The 21,080-nt window shown below is 41.3% G+C and carries 19 protein-coding genes and 1 pseudogene; all 20 read left to right on the top strand.

From position 1 onward, the window contains the following. Positions 1–93 precede the first annotated feature (93 nt). The 20 genes and pseudogenes from RG608_RS01300 (at position 94) to RG608_RS01205 (ending at position 21,071) form a co-directional block, all read left to right on the top strand. Positions 94–975, top strand: a complete 882-nt coding sequence (locus RG608_RS01300) for a phosphate ABC transporter substrate-binding protein PstS family protein (RefSeq protein ID WP_268686565.1) — start codon at positions 94–96, stop codon at positions 973–975. Continuing rightward, the gene (gene pstC, locus RG608_RS01295) at positions 972–1,889 is read left to right on the top strand and encodes a phosphate ABC transporter permease subunit PstC (RefSeq protein ID WP_002895771.1); all 918 of its coding nucleotides are present in this window, start codon (positions 972–974) and stop codon (positions 1,887–1,889) included. Before RG608_RS01300 ends, pstC begins: the two co-directional genes overlap by 4 nt. Beyond that, positions 1,879–2,763: a phosphate ABC transporter permease PstA gene (gene pstA / locus RG608_RS01290; protein ID WP_002895770.1), complete on the top strand. Its 885-nt coding sequence runs from the start codon at positions 1,879–1,881 to the stop codon at positions 2,761–2,763. Before pstC ends, pstA begins: the two co-directional genes overlap by 11 nt. Positions 2,764–2,773: 10 nt before the next feature. Beyond that, positions 2,774–3,577, top strand: coding sequence for a phosphate ABC transporter ATP-binding protein PstB (gene pstB, locus RG608_RS01285; RefSeq protein ID WP_002895769.1), 804 nt, complete (start codon positions 2,774–2,776; stop codon positions 3,575–3,577). Between the two features lie 75 nt (positions 3,578–3,652). Beyond that, entirely contained in the window at positions 3,653–4,411 is a 759-nt protein-coding gene (pstB, locus tag RG608_RS01280) for a phosphate ABC transporter ATP-binding protein PstB (protein WP_009660526.1), read from the top strand. A gap of 14 nt (positions 4,412–4,425) precedes the next feature. After that, positions 4,426–5,079, top strand: a complete 654-nt coding sequence (gene phoU, locus RG608_RS01275) for a phosphate signaling complex protein PhoU (RefSeq protein WP_002895767.1) — start codon at positions 4,426–4,428, stop codon at positions 5,077–5,079. Between the two features lie 153 nt (positions 5,080–5,232). Then, complete coding sequence (locus RG608_RS01270) at positions 5,233–5,766, top strand: hypothetical protein (protein ID WP_002900570.1); 534 nt, start codon at positions 5,233–5,235, stop codon at positions 5,764–5,766. Between the two features lie 188 nt (positions 5,767–5,954). Further along, positions 5,955–6,578, top strand: coding sequence for a hypothetical protein (locus RG608_RS01265; RefSeq protein ID WP_002900569.1), 624 nt, complete (start codon positions 5,955–5,957; stop codon positions 6,576–6,578). Between the two features lie 322 nt (positions 6,579–6,900). Continuing rightward, positions 6,901–7,464, top strand: coding sequence for a hypothetical protein (locus RG608_RS01260; RefSeq protein WP_308946448.1), 564 nt, complete (start codon positions 6,901–6,903; stop codon positions 7,462–7,464). Beyond that, positions 7,455–8,794, top strand: a pseudogene (locus tag RG608_RS01255) (hypothetical protein). Before RG608_RS01260 ends, RG608_RS01255 begins: the two are co-directional and overlap by 10 nt. Positions 8,795–8,804: 10 nt before the next feature. Then, on the top strand, positions 8,805–9,101 hold the full coding sequence (locus RG608_RS01250; RefSeq protein ID WP_268686567.1) for a hypothetical protein: 297 nt from the start codon (positions 8,805–8,807) through the stop codon (positions 9,099–9,101). An 8-nt stretch (positions 9,102–9,109) separates the two neighbouring features. Beyond that, the gene (locus tag RG608_RS01245; protein ID WP_268686568.1) at positions 9,110–9,436 is read left to right on the top strand and encodes a hypothetical protein; all 327 of its coding nucleotides are present in this window, start codon (positions 9,110–9,112) and stop codon (positions 9,434–9,436) included. A gap of 165 nt (positions 9,437–9,601) precedes the next feature. Beyond that, entirely contained in the window at positions 9,602–12,142 is a 2,541-nt protein-coding gene (locus tag RG608_RS01240) for a M1 family metallopeptidase (RefSeq protein ID WP_268686569.1), read from the top strand. A gap of 163 nt (positions 12,143–12,305) precedes the next feature. Further along, positions 12,306–16,496, top strand: a complete 4,191-nt coding sequence (locus RG608_RS01235; protein WP_268686570.1) for a GbpC/Spa domain-containing protein — start codon at positions 12,306–12,308, stop codon at positions 16,494–16,496. 267 nt (positions 16,497–16,763) lie between these two features. After that, positions 16,764–17,048: a helix-turn-helix domain-containing protein gene (locus RG608_RS01230; protein ID WP_002906772.1), complete on the top strand. Its 285-nt coding sequence runs from the start codon at positions 16,764–16,766 to the stop codon at positions 17,046–17,048. Between the two features lie 55 nt (positions 17,049–17,103). After that, on the top strand, positions 17,104–17,430 hold the full coding sequence (locus tag RG608_RS01225; protein WP_268686571.1) for a multidrug efflux SMR transporter: 327 nt from the start codon (positions 17,104–17,106) through the stop codon (positions 17,428–17,430). A 3-nt stretch (positions 17,431–17,433) separates the two neighbouring features. Continuing rightward, complete coding sequence (locus tag RG608_RS01220) at positions 17,434–18,249, top strand: SDR family oxidoreductase (protein ID WP_268686572.1); 816 nt, start codon at positions 17,434–17,436, stop codon at positions 18,247–18,249. A gap of 180 nt (positions 18,250–18,429) precedes the next feature. Further along, the gene (locus RG608_RS01215) at positions 18,430–18,912 is read left to right on the top strand and encodes a hypothetical protein (protein WP_268686573.1); all 483 of its coding nucleotides are present in this window, start codon (positions 18,430–18,432) and stop codon (positions 18,910–18,912) included. A gap of 103 nt (positions 18,913–19,015) precedes the next feature. Further along, entirely contained in the window at positions 19,016–19,690 is a 675-nt protein-coding gene (locus RG608_RS01210; RefSeq protein ID WP_002895755.1) for a response regulator transcription factor, read from the top strand. Continuing rightward, a complete protein-coding gene (locus RG608_RS01205; RefSeq protein WP_124764847.1) occupies positions 19,680–21,071 on the top strand; it encodes a cell wall metabolism sensor histidine kinase WalK in 1,392 nt (463 codons plus the stop codon). Before RG608_RS01210 ends, RG608_RS01205 begins: the two co-directional genes overlap by 11 nt. The last annotated feature ends 9 nt before the right edge of the window (positions 21,072–21,080 follow it).

Here is a 21,080-nt window from a genome sequence, read left to right as displayed (position 1 = left end):
AGATGTGAATGTATTGAAAAAAAGCTTCTTTCTGCTAAGTAAGAATACTAAAGATACTTCCCATCCTCTTGATTTTATTAAAGGAGAAATCTTTTGAACAAATTGAAAAAATTTGCTTTAGCGCTGACAGCTCTGGGCTTAGTACTCACCTTATCAGCTTGCTCATCTTGGATTGACCGTGGTGAATCCATGACAGCGGTAGGCTCAACTGCCCTGCAGCCTTTAGTTGAAGCAGCAGCTGATGACTTTGGCTCTAACAACATCGGTAAAACGGTCAATGTGCAGGGTGGCGGATCTGGTACAGGTCTTTCTCAAGTGCAATCAGGAGCTGTTGAAATCGGGAACTCTGATGTTTTTGCTGAAGAGAAGGAAGGGATCAAAGCGTCTGACTTGGTGGATCATAAGGTCGCTGTGGCGGGTATTGCTGTGATTGTCAATAAAGAAGTTGACGTGGATAACCTAACCTCCGAGCAGCTGCAGAAAATTTTCACTGGTGAAATCACCAACTGGAAAGAGCTGGGCGGTAAAGACTTGGAGATTTCGATTATCAATCGTGCGGCTAGCTCTGGATCCCGCGCAACCTTTGACAGTGTCATTATGGAGGGGAAATCAGCTGTGCAGAGTCAAGAGCAGGATTCCAACGGTATGGTAAAAAATATCGTTTCGCAAACTCCTGGTGCGATTTCTTACCTAGCCTTTGCCTATGTTGACGAGTCTGTAAAAACCTTGAAACTTAATAACTACGAGCCAACAGCAGAAAATGTTGCTACCAATAACTGGTCGCTCTGGTCTTATGAGCATATGTATACACTAGGCAAGCCGACTGGTCTGGCTGCTGAATTTCTGGAATACATGCTGTCAGACGATGTTCAAAAAGGCGTTGTTACTAGCATGGGATATATCTCAATCAACGATATGAAAGTCAGCAAGGACGCTGATGGGAATGTCACAGCAATAGAAGGAGATTCAAAATGAAAAATGAGGAATTAACCAAAAAGTTGTTATCGCCTTCTAAGAATTCTCGCTTGGAGAAGTTTGGCCGCTATCTGACTTTTGCCTGTCTGTCACTGATTGTGGTGATTGTGGCTATGATTCTAATCTTCGTTGCTCAGAAAGGTCTATCTACTTTCTTTGTCAACGGCGTTAATGTTTTTGATTTTCTTTTTGGTGGTGTCTGGAATCCTTCTGGTAAGGAATTCGGTGCCCTGCCAATGATTTTAGGGTCCTTTATCGTTACCATTCTGTCAGCCCTGATAGCAACTCCCTTTGCAATTGGTGCAGCTGTCTTTATGACAGAAGTTTCTCCAAAAGGAGCAAAGATACTGCAACCGGCTATTGAACTTTTAGTTGGTATTCCATCTGTTGTTTATGGATTTATCGGTCTGCAAATCGTAGTACCTTTTGTCCGTACAGTCTTTGGCGGTACGGGTTTTGGGATTTTGTCTGGTATTTTTGTGCTCTTTGTCATGATTTTGCCAACAGTAACCTTTATGACGACGGACAGTCTGCGTGCTGTGCCACGCCACTACCGTGAAGCAAGTCTGGCTATGGGCGCAACGCGCTGGCAGACTATTTGGCGGGTAACACTCAAGGCTGCTCGCTCAGGTATTTTTACAGCTGTGGTCTTTGGAATGGCGCGTGCCTTCGGTGAAGCCCTAGCTATCCAGATGGTCGTTGGTAACTCTGCGGTGATTCCAACCTCTTTGACAACACCAGCAGCTACACTGACCTCTGTCTTGACCATGGGAATCGGAAATACCGTTATGGGAACAGTGGATAATAACGTTCTCTGGTCTCTGGCTCTGGTGCTCTTGATGATGAGCTTAGCCTTTAACAGTGTGATTAAACTAATTACAAAAGAAAGAGGTAAGAAAAACTATGCACGCTAAGAAATTAGATAAATTGGCGACTGGTGTTCTCTACACAATAGCGAGTATCATTGTTGCCATCCTTGCCTCTCTCATCCTCTATATCTTAGTTAGAGGATTGCCGCATGTTTCCTGGTCTTTCTTGACAGGGAAATCCTCTTCTTACCAAGCTGGCGGTGGTATTGGGATTCAGCTATACAATTCCTTCTTCCTGCTGGTGATTACTTTGATTATCTCTGTGCCTCTTTCTATGGGGGCTGGGGTTTATCTGTCAGAGTATGCTAAGAAAGGTCCAGTGACCAACTTTGTCCGTACCTGTATTGAAATTCTGTCTTCACTGCCTTCGGTAGTAGTTGGGCTCTTTGGTTATTTGATCTTTGTTGTCCAGTTTGAGTATGGCTTCTCAATCATTTCTGGTGCCTTGGCTCTGACAGTCTTTAATCTGCCTCAGATGACGCGGAACGTCGAAGACAGTCTGCGCCATGTCCATCATACCCAGCGTGAAGCTGGTTTGGCCTTGGGAATTTCCCGATGGGAAACGGTCCTGCATGTGGTCATCCCGGAAGCTTTGCCTAGTATTGTGACAGGGATTGTACTAGCTTCCGGTCGTATCTTTGGTGAGGCAGCAGCCTTGATTTATACAGCAGGTCAGTCAGCTCCGGCTCTTGACTGGTCCAACTGGAATATTTTCAGCGTTACCAGCCCTATCTCTATCTTCCGTCAGGCTGAGACCTTGGCCGTCCATATCTGGAAGGTCAATAGTGAGGGAACAATTCCTGATGGAACAGCTGTTTCTGCTGGTTCAGCAGCAGTTCTCCTGATCTTCATTTTGATTTTCAATCTGGGAGCCCGCAAACTGGGCAGCTATCTGCATAAGAAATTAACCTCTGCTTAAAGGAGAAGAAATGACAGAATATAATTGGAATGAAAAACATATCATTACTTTTCCTGAAGAAAAGGTAGCCCTGTCGACCAAGGATTTGCATGTTTACTACGGTAAAAAGGAATCCATCAAGGGCATTGATATGCAGTTTGAAAAAAACAAAATCACTGCTTTGATTGGCCCCTCTGGATCAGGTAAATCAACCTATCTTCGCAGCCTCAACCGCATGAACGATACCATTGATATTGCCAATGTGACTGGAGAGATTCTCTATGAGGGGATTGATGTCAACCGCCCTGAAATCAATGTTTATGAAATGCGTAAGCATATCGGCATGGTTTTCCAACGGCCAAATCCTTTTGCCAAGTCCATCTATCGAAATATCACCTTTGCCCATGAACGGGCTGGTGTCAGAGATAGAAAGGTTCTAGATGAAATTGTGGAGACTTCGCTTAAGCAAGCAGCTCTTTGGGATCAAGTCAAAGATGACTTGCACAAATCAGCCCTGACCCTCTCTGGCGGTCAGCAGCAGCGGCTCTGCATTGCCCGTGCTATCTCAGTCAAACCAAACATTCTGCTCATGGATGAGCCAGCGTCAGCCTTGGATCCGATTGCGACCATGCAGCTGGAAGAAACCATGTTTGAACTTAAGAATAACTATACCATTATCATTGTGACCCACAATATGCAGCAGGCTGCCCGTGCTAGTGACTACACTGGATTCTTCTATCTGGGCGACTTGATTGAGTACGATAAGACGGCTAATATTTTCCAAAATGCCAAACTTCAGTCCACTAATGACTATGTTTCAGGCCACTTTGGTTAAGCTGCCGTCCGTATTCATCACGATTCAACAAGCTTAGTCTTTGGTTGAATGTAAAATAAAATGAAGGAAAAATGTATGACAGAACCTATTTTGCAAGTCAAGGACTTGTCGGTTTATTATAATAAAAAGAAAGCCCTTAATAGCGTTTCACTTGATTTCATGCCAAATGAGATTACGGCTTTGATTGGACCGTCAGGCTCAGGTAAGTCAACCTTGCTTAAGGCCATCAACCGAATGGGCGACCTGAATCCAGAAGTAACGACTACAGGAACGGTCATTTATAACAGTCACAATATCTATGGTCCGAGGACAGATACGGTAGAGCTTCGCAAGGAAATCGGAATGGTCTTCCAGCAGCCCAATCCTTTCCCTATGACCATCTATGAAAATGTAGTTTATGGACTTCGGATTAATGGTGTCAAGGACAAGGCAGTTTTGGACGAAGCAGTAGAGCGCTCCCTTATTGGTGCTTCTATCTGGGACGAGGTCAAGGACCGTCTGCATGATTCCGCTATCGGTCTTTCCGGTGGTCAGCAGCAACGGGTTTGTGTGGCTCGCGTGCTAGCTACTAGTCCTAAGATCATTCTCTTGGACGAGCCGACATCAGCCTTGGATCCAATCTCAGCTGGGAAAATCGAGGAAACTCTCTACAGTCTGAAAGACAAATATACCATGCTTTTGGTCACTCGCTCCATGCAGCAGGCATCTCGGATTTCTGAAAAGACCGGCTTCTTCCTTGGTGGAGACTTGATTGAATTTAATGAAACCAAGAAGATGTTCCTTAATCCAGCCCACAAAGAGACCGAAGACTACATTACTGGTAAATTCGGATAACAGAAAGGAATCTTATGCTTAGAGTACAATTTGAAGAAGATTTAGAAAAACTTCATAATCAATTCTACGCGATGGGAAACGAAGTACTATCGCAGATTAACCGAACGGTTCGTGCCTTTGTCACGCATGACCGTGAACTGGCTCGTCAGGTCATTGAAGACGATGCTGAAGTCAATGAATACGAGGTGAAACTGGAGAAGAAATCTCTAGAAATCATAGCCCTGCAGCAGCCTGTGTCTCAGGATTTGCGGACCGTTATTACCGTGTTGAAAGCCAGCAGTGATTTGGAACGCATGGGTGACCACGCCGTATCTATCGCCAAAGCTACTGTTCGGATGAAGGGAGAAGTTCGCATTGAGTCCGTAGAAGATGCCATCAGCAAGATGGGGCGCGATGTTAAGAATTTCGTCGAAGAAACCCTGAACGTCTACCTCAATGGAAATGTAGACCAAGCCTATGCTGTAGCAGCTATGGATGAGAAAATCAACCAATACTTTGATGATATTCGCGATCTTGCTACAGAGGAAATCAAACAAAATCCAGAACTGATTGTGACTGGCCGCGACTATTTCCAAGTTATCTCTTACTTGGAACGAATCGGCGATTATGCCAAGAATATCTGTGAATGGGTTGTCTACTTTGAAACAGGTAAAATTATTGAGTTGTGATGATAAAAAAGGTACGATTTATTTCGTGTCTTTTTTGTATATTCATGATTATGCTGAAGTATCCATTTTTCATTGGAACTTGAGACCGACTATGTTACACTATAAGAATATAAAGGATGTAATGCATTTTCATAGTGAAGAATTTAGGAGAAAATGATGAAGAAAAAAATTTTTACGACACTTGCTCTTATTCTTGTTTTGGTATCAGGCGGAATCTATATATACAACAAAGTAACCAAACCTAACTTAGGTCCCAAAACAACCAAGCTCTATCAGCGAGGTTTTCGACTTCTGGAAGAGCAACTAGGAACTTATATAAAAGAGCATTACTCAGGGGTTGAAAAGATTGAGTTTTCCCCAATCTACATTACTGAGGAAGGGTCAACTTTCTCAAATGCCTATGTACGTCCGACGATTTATGATAAGCATGGAAATAAAGCCACTCTTGGCACTAAAGTTAATAATGTGTATCCAAGTAGCTTTGGTATCGTCTCACATATAATTCTTAATTTTGATGGAGGTGGTAATGAAGTAATTGAGTTGTTAGATTCAGAAGATAATAGTATTGATGTCTCAAATGCTAAAGAACTCCCTGAAGAAGCTAAATTAACAGATGCAAAAAGTATAGATATAAATATTCAAATGTTAGTAGAAGACGGTCAGTTAAAAGATGTTGTTAAGGATTAAAAAGGAAGCCCAGAAGCACAGATTATTTACAATGTTAAACTAAGCAAAGAGGAAGGATGATGTGGCGTGAACTAAGCGACAAATACAACTATTTTCTTAGGTAGTTGAGGATAGAAGTTTGCTAAAAATAATGAAAAGATTTTATATGACAATACTAAGGTATTATGCTATTCTATTAGAAAAGAACTATGAAAACGCGTTATAATGGAGGTATATTAGTGAAAAAGAAGATTATTATTGTTTTAACAATTCTATTCATTGTAATGTCAGGCGGAATCTACATGTACAACAAAGTAACAAAACCTAACCTTAGCCCCAAAACAGCTAAACTCTATCAGCATGGCTTTCGACTCTTAGAAGAACAATATGGAACCTATTTCAAAGAACACTATAAAGGTATTGAGAAGATTGAATTTTCTCCGGTTTATATTACAGGGGATAATGGTGGTTCTATGCTAAATGCCTATGTACGTCCGACAATTTATGATAAATATGGGAATAAAGCAACATTAGGAACAACAATAGAGAACTACACACCTAATAGCTATGGGTTAGTTACTCATATATTTCTTGATTTTGATGGTTCAAGAAATGATGTTATAGAATTAATGGACTCACACGGTAATGAGATTGATGTTTCAAATGAAAAACATTTGCCAGACGAAGCAAAGCTCACGAAGGCTAGAAGTACAGATGAAAATATTTCTTTATTGGTTCAAGACGGTCAGTTAAAAGATGTTGTGAAAGATGAAAAAGGAAGCCCAGAAGCTGAAATCATTTACAATGTTAAGCTAAGTAAAGAGGAAGGATGATGTGGCTTTGCCCGATCAAGAGGTTCGAAGAATGTAGTTAGATCTTAAGAAAGACGTAAAGAATGAAAGCGAAGTTATTTATAGGATTTGAAATAAAACTTTTTTATGTAAAAGACTCCAGGTATTATAAACAGATAATTGAGAGCGCTTTTATAAAAAATGAATGAGACCAGAAATAATGGTATGACTAGAAATATTATGATATACTATAATTAAAAAATAAAAGCGTTTTCATAAAGGTGTGAGGTAGGTAAACAATGAAGAAAAAAAATTTGCGATCATTGCAGTTCTTATAGTTTTAATTTCAGGAGGAGTATATTGTATGACAAAATGGATTGAACACAAAAACTCTCCATATAATGTTAGTGATGTTTTAGACGATAAAGGAGTAAAACTTTACAAACGAGGATTTCGTTTGTTGGAAGAACAACTGGCAACTTACATTAAAGAGCATTACTCTGGTGTTAGTAAAATTGAGTTTTCGCCAATTTTTGTTCAAGGTGGGGATGGGCAGAGTATGTTTCGTGCAACAATTGTGCCTGTCATTTATGACAATCATGGTAATAAGGCTTATTTAGGACGTTCTGTTGGAGAAGAAGATTTTGGCCGTTTTACAAGTAGTGGCAGTATTCAACTTAGCTTTGATGGATTTGACAATGAAGTTATTGAAATAAAGGTGGATGATGACTATGTCAATATCTCTAATAATGAGATATTGCCGGAAAAAGCAAAATTATCAACAAGCAAACGAATTGATAATAATATATCAGCCTTAATCAAAGCTGGACAAATAAAGAATATAGAAAAGAATCAAAACGGAAGTCCTCGTGCTGAAGTGAAATTTAATACTCAAATTAGAAAAGGAGATCATTTCAAATGGCGTTAACAGACGAGGAAATTCAGGAACTCCAAACTGAAGTTCTTGACATAATCAATGAAAAAAATGAAGGTCAGACTTATACTACTGATAAAAGTGAAATTGAATATAAAGTAATAAAGGAAATCAACAAAACTACACAAGCTGTAACAGTAGCACCAATTATTAATGGACAAGTTGATTACACTCAAACTACCATTGTTGTTGCTGGTACTCAATCACCTAATAACGAAATTAATAACCATGTTACAGAATCAGTATTCAATGCGGTAATGGCAAGAAATCAATTAACAGAACAGACAAAGGACGTTCGAGAATTTTATAATCAATCATTAGCTAGTGCTAAAAAAATGGCTGGCAAAGGACAAGAAGTTGATATCAGTAATATGTCGGGATTCAGTCAAGCGGGACCAGCAGTTGCTAAAGTAGCTGCGGAAATGAAAGTCCAAAAGATTACAAATTTCATGGACTGGGGTGCGTGGAATTCGTTGACAAAAAATACAGCCGACTATAGAGGTATTAGTGATGAAGAATTAGCATATATTAATAAACACTTACATTCATACAGTGATCAAGGGAAGGATTTAACAAGTTGGGATGGCCATGGTGGGATCATTACGTATGGAAAAGTATTTACCGTAGAGGGAAAACATCATAATGCTGGGTTGCCAAAGATTAAAGGTAATAGCCCAGATCTTGAATGGTATGAAAAAAATGGTCTCTTTTGCTCAGGTATGACCGAAAAGCAAGTCAGAAAGATTGCAAAACATAAAGCAAAAATGTACGAAATAAATCCAGTAACCGCAAATTTTGGATTAGACTATGCTAAAAAAGATTCTGAACATTATGTTCTGAGTATCTAAAAGAATATGGAGGCTTCGCTCCTGAGCCTTCTAAGCAGGATTTAATCTCCATAAATAGGAGATACATTGATGAATTGCATGCTTCTTTAAGAATTAGTTCTGGCGACAAAAAAATTAGTTTAAGAGAGGAACTCGTTCGCACAAGTGCTCAAACTGCTCTGCTTCAAGCTGAGGTCTATGAGCAAGAGATTAAAGATAAGTTAGCAAGTGCAAAATCAAAAGTAGAGGAACATATATCTGAATTAAGTAATGCAGTTCATACCCTTGCTCACAACCTTTCATCTGGTGAAGTGGAAGATCTCTTGTCTGAACTGACCTTATCCAAAGCTTGGAATGGGGGGACAGAAGCCTCAACTCTCGACTCAGCAAGTGCATATACGTCTAAAATGACAGAAATCGCTGGCAATTTAAACAAGGCCTCTGATAATATCGTAGCGATTGATCAAAAAGGTGCCCAGATTTTTGAAAAAAAATAGGAGAGAATGTATGATTGAACCAAATACAGAAGATCGAGTTGAAGCCGAACGTATAAAAAAAGAATATTTAAAGATTCAGGAACGCACAGCTATTCGTGGCTTGATTTCAGCTAAAAGAGCTGTCCTTCTTGAAGAAAGTCAAGCTTTGCAGAGTTGGCTAGATAGTCAAGCTGAGACTATGAAGTCTTTTGCGTCTTCTCAAGTGCCTGCTGACTTATCTGGGGCATTCACAGGTGGAGCAGCAGATTCAGTCAAAGAGGTGCTAGGTGCTGTTCCAAAGCCTGATTTGGTCAGCCCTATCCTATAGGAGGCCGTATGGATATTCAGAAAAAAATTAAGCACCTTGATGACGAGCATATAGCTTTTCGAAAGAAAGTCAGCGAGTATGAATGGGATTATCAGGACATGAGACGAGAAGCTAAAAATGTTTCAGAGCAAATGAGCGAATGGATATTATCTTTTTGTCGCAATAGTCCTGATACCGTCCCCTCATATGAATTAAGCCAAATAGAGGAAAACAGGGAAATTTTTGAGAGAAAAATTCAGCGTTATGAAGAACGGCTAAACAAAACTTATCACGAAGAAAATCGAATCTATAACAAAAAATTAGAGGAACTTGAGAAAGAAAAGAAGGACTCTTGACCTTTCTTCCATTTTATAAACCACATTGACAGGTACTACCTGTCTTTTTGTTTGCATTTATTCTGCAACGAAATCTTTTAAATATGATACAATAATAACAGATTATAATCGGACAAGTATGGCGGAGTAATCTTGCTGCGTTGTTCGTTAGATGAGGAGAAGCAGATGCAAGCAGTTAAACATTTTATTGAAACTTTTGTTCCTGAGCACTATGATCTTTTTTTGGATTTGAATCGTGCCGATAAGACTTTTTCAGGCAAGGTGACCATTACTGGGGAAGCTAAGACGAGTAAGATTTCCCTGCATCAAAAAGATTTGACAGTTGAAGCTGTAGAGGTGGCTGGCCAAGCTCGTCCTTTCACTCTTGATAAGGACAATGAAGCTCTTTATATTGAGCTGGAAGCAGCTGGTCCTGTAGTGGTGACAATAACTTATACTGGTAAGATTACGGACAATATGACAGGGATTTACCCATCTTACTACACGGTAGATGGTGTGAAAAAAGAGATTATTTCTACGCAGTTTGAGAGCCATTTTGCCCGCGAAGCTTTTCCGAGTGTGGATGAGCCAGAGGCTAAGGCAACTTTTGATTTGGCTTTGAAATTTGACCAAGCAGAGGGTGAGTTAGCCCTGTCTAATATGCCGGAAATTGATGTTGAAAACCGCAAGGCGACTGGCGTTTGGAAGTTTGAAACGACTCCACGTATGTCTTCCTATCTCTTGGCTTTTGCTGCAGGTGATATGCAAGGAATTACTGCTAAAACCAAGAATGGAACTTTGGTAGGAGTTTATGCGACCAAGGCCCACCCAGAGAGCAATCTAGAGTTTGCTTTGGACATTGCGGTTCGCTGTATTGAATTTTACGAAGAATACTACGGAGTCAAGTATCCTATTCCTCAGTCACTTCACGTGGCCCTGCCAGATTTTTCTGCTGGGGCTATGGAAAACTGGGGCTTGGTGACCTATCGGGAAATTTATCTGCTGGTGGATGAAAATTCAACAGCTCTGAGCCGTCAGACAGTTGCCTTGGTTGTTGCGCACGAACTAGCTCACCAATGGTTTGGAAATCTAGTGACCATGAAGTGGTGGGATGACCTCTGGCTCAATGAAAGTTTTGCCAATATGATGGAGTATGTCTCAGTTGATGCGATTGAGCCTAGCTGGAAGATTTTTGAAGATTTCCAGACCAGTGGTGCTCCTTATGCCCTCAAGCGTGACGCGACAGATGGCGTCCAGTCGGTCCATGTAGAGGTCAAGCATCCTGATGAAATCAATACTCTTTTTGATGGAGCGATTGTCTATGCCAAGGGTAGTCGTCTTATGCACATGCTGCGCCGTTGGCTGGGAGATCATGCTTTCCGTAAGGGGCTAGGTGCCTATTTCGAGAAGCATCAGTATGGCAATACCATCGGTCGCGACCTCTGGGACGCTCTTTCTCAAGCTTCTGGTCGTGATGTAGCTTCCTTTATGGATGCTTGGCTGGAGCAGCCGGGTTATCCAGTTGTCACTGCTAAAGTCGAAAATGACTGCTTGATTTTGAGCCAGAAGCAGTTCTTCATTGGGGAGCACGAAGACAAAGGTCGCCTCTGGCCAGTACCGCTCAACAGTAACTGGCAAGGCCTTCCTGATACTCTGACGACAGAAAGACTGGAAATTCCTAATTATGCAGCCTTAGCAGCGCAAAATGAAGGAGCCCTGCGTCTCAATACAGAAAACACTGCTCACTATATTACAGATTATCAGAGTGAGTTGCTAGATGCTCTTCTGAATAATCTCAGCTCTTTGGACAATATCAGCAAACTACAAATCGTGCAGGAGCGTCGACTTCTGGCAGAGTCTGGTAAGATTTCCTATGCGGACCTGCTGCCAGTTATCAGCAAGTTGGCAAACGAAACTTCTTATATGGTAGTTTCGGCTGTTTCCCAAGTGCTGGAAGGATTGAATCGCTTTGTGGATGAGGGCAGTCAGACTGAAGAAGATTACAAAGCCCTGTTGAAAGTTCTCAGTCAAAGCAATTTCGACCGTCTTGGTTTTGAAAAACAGGCAGGCGAAAGCGATGAGGACGAGATGGTTCGTCAGCTAATTGTGGGTAATATGATTAAGGCTGACGATGAGACAGCTAAAGCTCAAGCAAGCCAGATTTTTGACAAGTATCGTGATAATTTGGAAAAACTTCCTGCCGCTATTCGTCTGCAGGTATTGGTCAACCAAATCAAGCATCATGAAAGCAAGGAGCTGACTAAGCTTTATCTGGACTTATATGTCGCTTCAAATGATGGAAGCTTCAAAAATGCTCTTTCTACAGCCCTTTCTTATACGAAGAACAAAGAAACCTTGGATGCACTTTTAGCGACTTGGAAGGATAAATTTACTGTGAAACCGCAGGATTTGTCAGCTTGGTATGCCCGTTTCCTCAGCCGAGATTTTACTCAAGAAGCAGTGTGGACTTGGGCGCGTGAGAATTGGGACTGGATCAAGGCAGCGCTAGGTGGCGACATGAGCTTCGATAGCTTTGTCATTAGCCCAGCAGTGGTCTTCAAGACAGAGAAGAGATTAGCAGAGTACAAAGACTTCTTTGAACCGCAGTTGGACGATATGGCGATTAGCCGAAACATCAGCATGGGAATCAAGGAAATCGCTGCGCGTGTTGAATTGGTGAGTCGCGAGAAAGAAGCAGTGGAAAAAGCAATTCGAGCTGCAATCTGATAGTTTTAATTAAAATATCTAGAAAGTTTGGGATAGTAGCCTATCTCAGGCTTTTTCTTTATCATTTTGAGTATTTAAACATTGCTAATATGCCTTTGCTTTGATAAAATAGAAAAGTATGTGAAATAAACAGGCAACTGTTTAAAGGAGAAATGGAGTTTATATGGAAAAGAAAATAGTCTATGGCTTCCGCAAGAGCCGTCTTTCTAAGGGCTTGTGCGGAGCTGTTTTAGGTGCGGCTTTGTTGGTAGCTGCCGGATCAGTTCAGGCGGAGGAGAAGATATCTTCAGCAGCAGATCAGTCTGCCCTTTCTGAAGCTGCTCTTTCGCCAACCAAAGCGTCCCAGCCAACTGCTGCCCCTACTCAGTCAGAGCCTGTAAGTCAAGATAAGCTTCCTTTGGAGGTTTCTCATGCAGAAATGGACCAAGCTTTGGCAGAGGCCGAGAAAGCAGGAGTTCAGCTAAAGCAGGAGCCGACTGTTGATTTAGGAACAGCTAGAAATCCAGAAGAAGCTGCTAGTAAACGGGAGACAGCGCTAGCAGATTATGCGACCCAAGTCAAGGAAATACGTGAAACCACAGCAGCTTATCAAGAGCAACTGAAGACTTATGAGAAAGAACTCAGTCAGAAAGAGTCTGACAATCAAGTCTTGAAAAACCAATATGACAAGGCTTTAGCTTCCTATGAACAAGAGTCCAGTCGTATTCAAGCTGAAAATGCTCAGCTTCAGGCAGACTATGAACAGAAACGGGCTGCTTATCAAGCAGAATTGAACCGTATAGTAAAAATCAATCAAGAGAAAGAAGCCTCCTATCAAGCAGCTTTAGCAGCCTATCTAGAGGAGCGTTCACGGATTTTACAGGAAAATGCTCAAGCGAAAGCAGACTACCAAAATGCTATGGAGAGCTATGCTACAGAGCTGAAAGCTACTCAGGAGAAGAATGCAGAAGCAAAGCGTCGCTATGAAGAAAAGCTTGCTCAGGTCTCAACTCACAACAAAGCAGCCCAAGCAGAAAATGCAGCCATTGCAGAACGAAATCAGGCCGCTGAAAAGGCCTATCAGGAAGCAGTCAAACGGTATGAAACTGAGGTTTCCATATTGGCTCAGGTTAAGGCAGAAAAAGAAGCTGTTTATCAAGCAGCCATGGCTGATTATGAGAAAGAGTTGGCTAGAGTTCAGAAAGACAATGCCGAGCTAGAACAGCAGTATCAGTCAGATTTAAGGGCTTACAAGCAGGAAGTAGAACGCATTCAAAGAGACAATCAAGCTGCAAAACAATCTTATGAGACATCCTTGGCTAAAATCCAAGAGCAGAACAAAGAGATTGAGGCCCAAAATCTAGCTGTTCAGAAGAAAAATATAGCCTTAAAGGAGCAGTATCAGGCTGATTTAGCTGCTTATCAAGAGCGATTGGCTGAGATTCGTCAAAAAAATCAAGCGGCAGAGAAAGACTATGAGAGCAAATTAGCTGCTTATCAAAAGAATCGCTCTGAAATCGAGGCGGCCAATGATGCCAAAGCGAGAGATCATCAAGCAGCTTTGACTGCCTATCAATCTGAACTTGAGCGTGTCCAAGCTGAAAATAAGAAGCGGCAAACTGCCTATGAGACAGAAAAAGCAGAAGTAATAGCCCGTAATGCTGCCATTGAAGCTGAAAACGCCCAGATTCGTCAGCAAAATCAGGAAAAACAAGAGCTTTATAAAAATCAATTAGCTCAATATGAGCAGGATGTGGCTCGAATCACCGAAAGCAATCAGAAAAGTCGAGAAGCATATGAGAAAGCCTTGCTTACCTACCAGGAGGCGACTGCTCGGATTGAGACAGAAAACAAGAATAAACTAGCTGCTTATCAGGCAGACTTAGCGACATACCAAGCAAATCTTGCAAGGATTGAAGCAGAAAATCAAAGGCTAAAAGAAGATTATGAGGCAAACCTTGCTTCTATTTCAGCACAGAACGCAGTGATTGAGCAGGAAAATGCAAGCATTAAGGAAAAAAATGCCCGCCTAAAATCTGACTATGATAAGCTCTTGGAAGAATATAAGAAGGCAAAAGCTGCCTATGATACAGCCAAAACTAAGTATGATGCAGCTCTTGTAACTTTTGAGAGAGAGTTGCAGGAAGCTGAAGCTAAGAAAAATGAAGAAGGCTATCTCAGTAAGGTTGAAAGCCAGCCTTTTGTTTTCAAATCTGAGCCCCAGGCTGTCTTGACGCTTGATCCCTCTATTAGAACCTATACCAATGATGAGCTGACTGATGAGGTTCGTTCTTGGGGAATGGATCAACAAGGAATAACTGCTTTGACCAGTGTTTTAAAAGGGAAAGAACATCAGACTAAAGTCATTTTACAAAAAGATGTTCCTCTGGTAGCTACTTATACCAATATCAAAAATTCCAGTATTCAAGGAAAGAAAATCGCTAAAGTTGTCTACACTTATACTCTGAAAGAATCAACGAAGAGTCAGGATAAGCTTCCAGTTTTCTTAGTTAAGGATCCGACCTTGACTGTCTGGACCTTGGATTTTTATGGCCATTCTCGGGTCAATGTCCAAGCGGAGTTTTTCGATGAGGCTGGAGAAAGGCTTGATATGACAGGCTCGCTTGTCAGCTTCTCATCTTTAAATACGAACAAAGTTGCAATTGAATATATCAAGAATTTTAATGGTGAATATATTCCTATTACAGGTTCTGCCATTAATGTTCACCCAGATACTAGTGTTCACGCTGATATTTCAATTAACTTTGAGCGGGAAGGCTCTCGCTTTGAGTATAACAAATGGGACTCGCCGAACAGTCCTTATAACTGGTATGGCGCTATCGTAGGTAAGGCACAGGGAGATGTCATTTCCTTTGATATTGGTTCACGAAATCGGGGTTCTGCTTGGTTTGTATTTAACTCAGATATTAAAGCCAAAGGTGTTCCAATCAAGCCTGTTGCTCCGACAGAAGTTGCTCAACCTCAGGAACCGGCTTATGAGGAAGTCAAGGCCTTGCAGCCTCTTCCGAGTCAGCCAGTCTATCAACCTTTGCCAGAAGAGCCAGCTCAGCCGGCCTATCAAGAACTTCCTAGCCAGCCGACAGAAACTCAGCCTCTTCCTCTTCCAAATCGGCCTGAGGAGCCAGCAGTCCTACCAGAAAGAGATCTGGCAATTCTTCCTCAAGAGCCAACTTATCTGCCTGAGCCGCTTCAACCTCAAAAGCCAGTTTATCAGGAAGTGCCAGAAGAACCTAGCTCCCCTTCTCTATTGACAGAGCCGACTGCAGTTGAAGAGCCAACCTATGAGAAGGAGCAGCCCTTGCTGAGCCTTCCGCAAGAATCGGTTGAAAAACCACTGCCACAGGAACCACAACGACCATCTTATTTGAAAGAACCAGGAAAACCTCAAAAAGATCCTGAAGCAAGCACGGGAGAAGGTCCGAAATCGCCTGCTTATGAAGAAGAAATTGCTTTAGAGGACCTGCCTCAGGAGCCACGCTATCTACAGGAACCCCAGCTCCCACAAGAACCAGTTCTTCAGCCTGAGCCTCAGGCACCTGTCAGAGAAAGTGACCTGCCTCTGATAGAGGAGCCTGACAAACCAAACTATAAGGAGCTTCCTCAAAAGCCGGCTGAGCCTAGCTATCAAGCTTTGCCAAGCCGTCCGCAAGCGCCGACTCAAACTTATCACTTTAACCAGCTCTTTATCCAGTTAAAAGTCAGAGAAGAGGTGGAGAATGAGTCCAAGAAGAATATTCATCAACAAGAGGTTAGCCAGGGAAGTTTTGCTGTCCTTAATCTGGTAACGGATGCTTTGCCTGCTTATCGCCTGCCAATTCATTCTTTCGTATTGGAAGATCGCCTGCCAGAAGGTTTTGAATTGGATCTAGAAGCAACCAGAGCGAAAAGTCCTGGTTACGAGGTTTCTTATGACCCAAGCACCAGAGTCTTGACTTTTGTTGCTGCACCAGGTCTGCTTGAACGCTACAATGCTGACTTGAATTCTGCGACCGAGACCCTAGCTCTAGCAGCAGTCGGTCGACTCTTGTATCCAGGCAGAACTTATACCAATCATTTCAGCTTGCTGATTAATAATCAATACCGGATAGAGTCCAATCAGGTTAGTGTTTCAACACCTCCTGCAGAAATTACTGTTCAAACAGCGCAGAAATTTGAGCCTCTTTCAAACCAGACTTGGCAACATCAAAGATCTGCAAGTAAACAACCAAGTAAGATGCAGCTATCTGTCAGCTACCAAACCACTCAAGGGCAACTGCCTAAAACTGGAAGCAGTTCGAGTGCTCTTCTAACTTATCTTGGCTTTGCGGCCTTGCTAGCTTCAGCTGGCTTCCGTTCTTCTAAGAAAGAGTCGTAAAAAGATAAGTAGCTCCTGCATCAAGAGCTTTTGAACATGATAAATCAAGACTGAGACAATTTTGTCCCAGTCTTTTTTACTGAGGATTTTTTGAGGAAATGGTTGATAGATGTATCAAGTGTTTTAGATAGGCAAGTATTTTAAGATGAACGTAAATCGTGTTATAATAGCCATGTCAAAGAATTTTTACTTACAATAATCACTAATGTTAAAGAATTTCATCTAGCCAAACAACTAAAAAATAAGTATGATGAGGAGGAAAAGATAATGTTAGGAAAACAATTGAAGTTTATACGGGAGCAAAAAGGCTATAGTCAAGCTCAGATTGCAGAATCACTAGGGACGACTCGGCAGACCATCTCGAACTGGGAAAATGATAAGACGATTCTAGATAGTGTAAGTCTTATTCGTCTAGCCGATTTTTACCAGATTTCATTAGATGAGCTATGTGGTCGAAATGCTTTATCTATCTCCAAAGATTCGAGCATAAAATCAATGATTTTGACAAATGCCTGTACACTTTGGACTTGCTTTGTTTCATCTCTCGGATAGTTCTATTGATTTTCCTGCTAACTTTTTAGTTATTTAGAATATTAGGAGGAAAACAATGTTTTACTATTTTTATTTATCTCTCGCAATTCTATTTGAAATTGCCGCCACAAGTCTTTTAAAACTATCTCAAGGTTTTTCAAAGTTATTTTTCGGTTGCCTTGCTTTGATGTTTTATGGCTTGTGCTTTTTCTTTTTATCTCTATCTTTAAAGGGCATTCAGTTAAATCTAGCTTACGCTATTTGGTCTGCAATAGGTCTAGTAGGGACAACGATATTATCTATTCTGCTTTGGCACGAAAAAGTAACAGTTGTAAGTCTTTTAGGGATAAGTCTAGTTATTGTCGGACTTGTTTTATTAAATTTATCACAAAAGACTCACTAGAGAATGGAGAATTATATGTTTGATAATTATTTTAAAAATAAAAAGGTTGTAATTATTGGTGCAAGTGGTAGTTTGGGAAGAGTCTATACACGAGCTTTTCATCAAGCAGGTGCTAGGTTATATCTCTTAGGAAGAGATACAGAGAAGTTAACGATGTTTGTGCAAGAATTTTCGTCTTTTATTCCAATAAGCTCAGTGGATATTACAAGTGAAGAGTCTCTAAAAAATGTAGTATCAGAGATACAAGAGTGGTCGGAATGTATAGATATTGTTATCAATGCAACTGGTTTTGATGTAAGAAAGTCTTTGTCAGCGCATTCCCTTGAGGACATAGAGCAGACACTATTGATCAATTTATCTGGCGCCATTCTGATTAGCAAGTTTTTTCTGCCCTTATTAGCAAATGAAAAAGGTGCGACAATTGTGCATTCTGGCGGTTTTGCAGATGGGCGGCTTGCTTTCCCTTACTATAGCGTAGATGTTGCTAGTCGCGCAGGGATTTTTTCTTTTATTGAATCAATGAATCGCGAATTAAAACAGGAGCAGAAAAAGATGTATTTAACCTATTTTTGTCCCAATGCTGCGGACACGCCCTCAGAAAAACCTTACCAACCTGTTTGGGAAGAGATGGGAATTAAGATTTCAACTACAGACGAAGTTTGTCTGGCTTTACTAAAAGGTATTAAGTCTCATCAAAGAGTCATTCTAATGGGGCGAGGAGCATCTTTGTTTGCTAAACTCAATCTTCTGTCTTCAAGATTAACCGATTTTCTTTTATTAGATAAATATAGCCGTATATTGAAAAAACACTTTTCATAATCCATTTTCCCTATCTTTCAGCCTTTTTTAAGAAAAAATTCAGTCCTGTTTAAGTAAAAAACTATATGATAATGCTATTCTAGTGAAAGGATGTGTATTGGATGACTTGTAAGCTGCACTAACTTCTTGCTTGATAGAATGAGTCAGAAAAATTAAAAAAGAAAGAAGGTAATAGATTTAATGGATATGGAAAAAATGATTGTTGTAGAAAAAAGTACCAAATGGTGGCTGACGGTTGCAACGGGTAGTGCTCTAGCAGTCGGACTTCTGGGCGGTTATGGTCTTGCGACAGCTATTCACAGTACAAACAGTCAGCAATCAGCTATTCAACAGCCAGCTACTGTGCCTGGAGCACCAGAGCAGGGACAAAATGGTCAGGATGCAGGAAATAGCATGCCTCCGCAACCAGGTCAGAATGGTCAAAACGGCGGACCGGGTAATGGCATGCCGCCGCAGGATGGTGGTTCAGGACAAAACGGTCAAGACCAAGGAATGCCGCCTCAAGACGGTCAGCAGTCGGGCAAGGACAAGAGCAAGGATTCTTCTGCTCAGCAAAATGACAACGGGAAGAAAAACAAGAAAAAGTCTTCAACGAACACAAATGAACAATCGGACAAGAACAATAATAAGTCGACAAAAGAAAATAAAACGTCGCAGTCGTAGAAAAACTTACTGATTTTGACCCAAGTCATGATATAATAAGAATAGCAAATAAAACAAAAACCAAAAGACATAATCTTGGAACGTTTTATTGGAGGAAAGAAAGATGATTAAAATTCTATTGGTAGAAGATGACCTTGGACTGTCAAACTCAGTTTTCGATTTTTTGGATGATTTTGCAGATGTAATGCAGGTTTTTGATGGCGAGGAAGGTCTATATGAAGCAGAGAGCGGTGTTTATGACCTCATCTTGCTGGATCTCATGCTGCCCGAGAAGGATGGTTTCCAAGTGCTGAAAGATCTCCGGGCAAAAGGAGTCACAACCCCTGTTCTCATCATGACAGCTAAGGAAAGCTTGGATGATAAAGGACACGGCTTTGAACTTGGGGCTGATGACTATCTGACAAAACCTTTCTATTTGGAAGAACTGAAAATGCGGATCCAGGCGCTCTTGAAACGTGCTGGTAAATTCAACGAGAATACCCTTTCTTATGGTGATGTGACAGTTAATCTATCCACAAATTCAACATTGAAAGACGGTAAAGACGTTGAGTTGCTTGGTAAAGAGTTCGACCTCTTGGTTTATTTCTTGCAAAATCAAAATGTAATCTTGCCTAAGACTCAAATTTTTGACCGTCTGTGGGGCTTTGACAGTGATACCACTGTTTCCGTTGTTGAAGTGTACGTTTCCAAGATTCGTAAAAAACTGAAAGGAACGGCATTTGCGAAAAACCTACATACTCTTCGTAGTGTCGGCTACATTTTAAAAGATGCTGAATAAAATCAAGAAGACCTTTTATGCGGATGATTTCTCTTATTTCATTCGCTATTTTGGGCTGTTTACATTAATCTTCTCAGCCATGACCTTGATTATTATTCAGGTTATGCGCTCCAGCCTTTATACGTCTGTTGATGAAAATCTGAAAAACCTGAGTAATGATCCTAGTTCGGTAGCAGATTTGGCCTATCGGACGACAGGTCAGCAGTCTGATCCGAGCAATAAGGTCAACACTAAAAGTCCTAAAAGCAGTAAAGAGCCAGATGGCGATCCAAACGAAGAACCTAAGCCTGACAATCTGACAACGCCAAATTTCAGTTCTAATACTTTCGCCCTGCTTTTAGATGATAATTATAAGAATATTTCCACCAGCAAGAGCGATGGCTTTCTGGACTTTAATTCTTTGGACTTTAACAAGTCCTATTTGAATCAGATTAAGGAAATTGTGATTGGCAACAGCTTTGGCCAGACAGAAAGCTATCGGGCTTATCTCTTTGATATTGACCCTAATAATGAGTATCCTGATATCAAGTATGCTGTGGTCATGACTAGTATCAGTCAGCTGGAGCAGACCAGCGGCAAGCATGAGCAGTTGATTGCCATGGTCATGGTCAGCTTTTGGGGAATTTCCCTGATTGCCAGTATCTATCTGGCTCGGATGAGTGTTAAGCCCTTGCTGGAAAGTATCCAGAAGCAGAAGGCTTTCGTGGAAAATGCCAGTCACGAGCTGCGGACTCCTCTGGCAGTATTGCAGAGCCGCTTAGAGACGCTTTTTCGTAAGCCTGAAGCTACAATTATGCAGAGCAGTGAAAATATTGCTTCTAGCTTGGATGAAGTACGGAATATGCGCTTGCTGACGACCAACCTGCTCAATCTGGCTCGTCGTGATGATGGCATCAAGCCTCAATATGGTGAAGTTGAACCAGAATTTTTTGATACGACCTTTGCTAATTACTGTATTATCGCAAGGGAGAATAAAAAAGCCTTTCATTCAGAAAATATGATCAAGCACCCTATTGTGACCGATCAAATTTTTCTCAAACAACTGATGACTATTCTATTTGATAATGCTATCAAGTATACAGATGATGATGGTGTAATCAGTGTCATGGCTACTTCGACAGATCGTTACCTTATTTTCCGAGTGGCGGACAATGGCCCTGGTATCAGCGATGAAGATAAGAAGAAGATTTTTGATCGCTTTTATCGGGTGGACAAGGCTCGGACCCGTCAGAAAGGTGGCTTTGGTCTGGGGCTTTCTCTGGCCAAGCAGATTGTCGATGCTTTCAAGGGCTCTATTTATGTCAAGGACAACAAACCAAAAGGTACGGTCTTTGAAGTTAAACTGCTATTGAAAGAAACGAAAAAGCGTTCTGTTAAATAGTGGGAGAGG

Source organism: Streptococcus sp. IsoGale022 (assembly GCF_031142805.1).
Taxonomy (GTDB): Bacteria; Bacillota; Bacilli; order Lactobacillales; family Streptococcaceae; genus Streptococcus; species Streptococcus sanguinis_A.
This window is presented reverse-complemented; position numbering and strand designations above follow the sequence as displayed.

Bases quoted from the DNA above. Each gene is read 5' to 3' on its own strand.
- RG608_RS01260 (WP_308946448.1), top strand. From the start codon at position 6,901: ATGACAAAATGGATTGAACACAAAAACTCTCCATATAATGTTAGTGAT.
- RG608_RS01250 (WP_268686567.1), top strand. From the start codon at position 8,805: ATGATTGAACCAAATACAGAAGATCGAGTTGAAGCCGAACGTATAAAA.
- RG608_RS01265 (WP_002900569.1), top strand. From the start codon at position 5,955: ATGAAAACGCGTTATAATGGAGGTATATTAGTGAAAAAGAAGATTATT.
- pstC (WP_002895771.1), top strand. From the start codon at position 972: ATGAAAAATGAGGAATTAACCAAAAAGTTGTTATCGCCTTCTAAGAAT.
- RG608_RS01235 (WP_268686570.1), top strand. From the start codon at position 12,306: ATGGAAAAGAAAATAGTCTATGGCTTCCGCAAGAGCCGTCTTTCTAAG.
- phoU (WP_002895767.1), top strand. From the start codon at position 4,426: ATGCTTAGAGTACAATTTGAAGAAGATTTAGAAAAACTTCATAATCAA.
- RG608_RS01245 (WP_268686568.1), top strand. From the start codon at position 9,110: ATGGATATTCAGAAAAAAATTAAGCACCTTGATGACGAGCATATAGCT.
- pstB (WP_009660526.1), top strand. From the start codon at position 3,653: ATGACAGAACCTATTTTGCAAGTCAAGGACTTGTCGGTTTATTATAAT.
- RG608_RS01225 (WP_268686571.1), top strand. From the start codon at position 17,104: ATGTTTTACTATTTTTATTTATCTCTCGCAATTCTATTTGAAATTGCC.
- RG608_RS01215 (WP_268686573.1), top strand. From the start codon at position 18,430: ATGGATATGGAAAAAATGATTGTTGTAGAAAAAAGTACCAAATGGTGG.
- RG608_RS01205 (WP_124764847.1), top strand. From the start codon at position 19,680: ATGCTGAATAAAATCAAGAAGACCTTTTATGCGGATGATTTCTCTTAT.
- RG608_RS01210 (WP_002895755.1), top strand. From the start codon at position 19,016: ATGATTAAAATTCTATTGGTAGAAGATGACCTTGGACTGTCAAACTCA.
- RG608_RS01230 (WP_002906772.1), top strand. From the start codon at position 16,764: ATGTTAGGAAAACAATTGAAGTTTATACGGGAGCAAAAAGGCTATAGT.
- RG608_RS01220 (WP_268686572.1), top strand. From the start codon at position 17,434: ATGGAGAATTATATGTTTGATAATTATTTTAAAAATAAAAAGGTTGTA.
- RG608_RS01270 (WP_002900570.1), top strand. From the start codon at position 5,233: ATGATGAAGAAAAAAATTTTTACGACACTTGCTCTTATTCTTGTTTTG.
- RG608_RS01240 (WP_268686569.1), top strand. From the start codon at position 9,602: ATGCAAGCAGTTAAACATTTTATTGAAACTTTTGTTCCTGAGCACTAT.
- pstA (WP_002895770.1), top strand. From the start codon at position 1,879: ATGCACGCTAAGAAATTAGATAAATTGGCGACTGGTGTTCTCTACACA.
- pstB (WP_002895769.1), top strand. From the start codon at position 2,774: ATGACAGAATATAATTGGAATGAAAAACATATCATTACTTTTCCTGAA.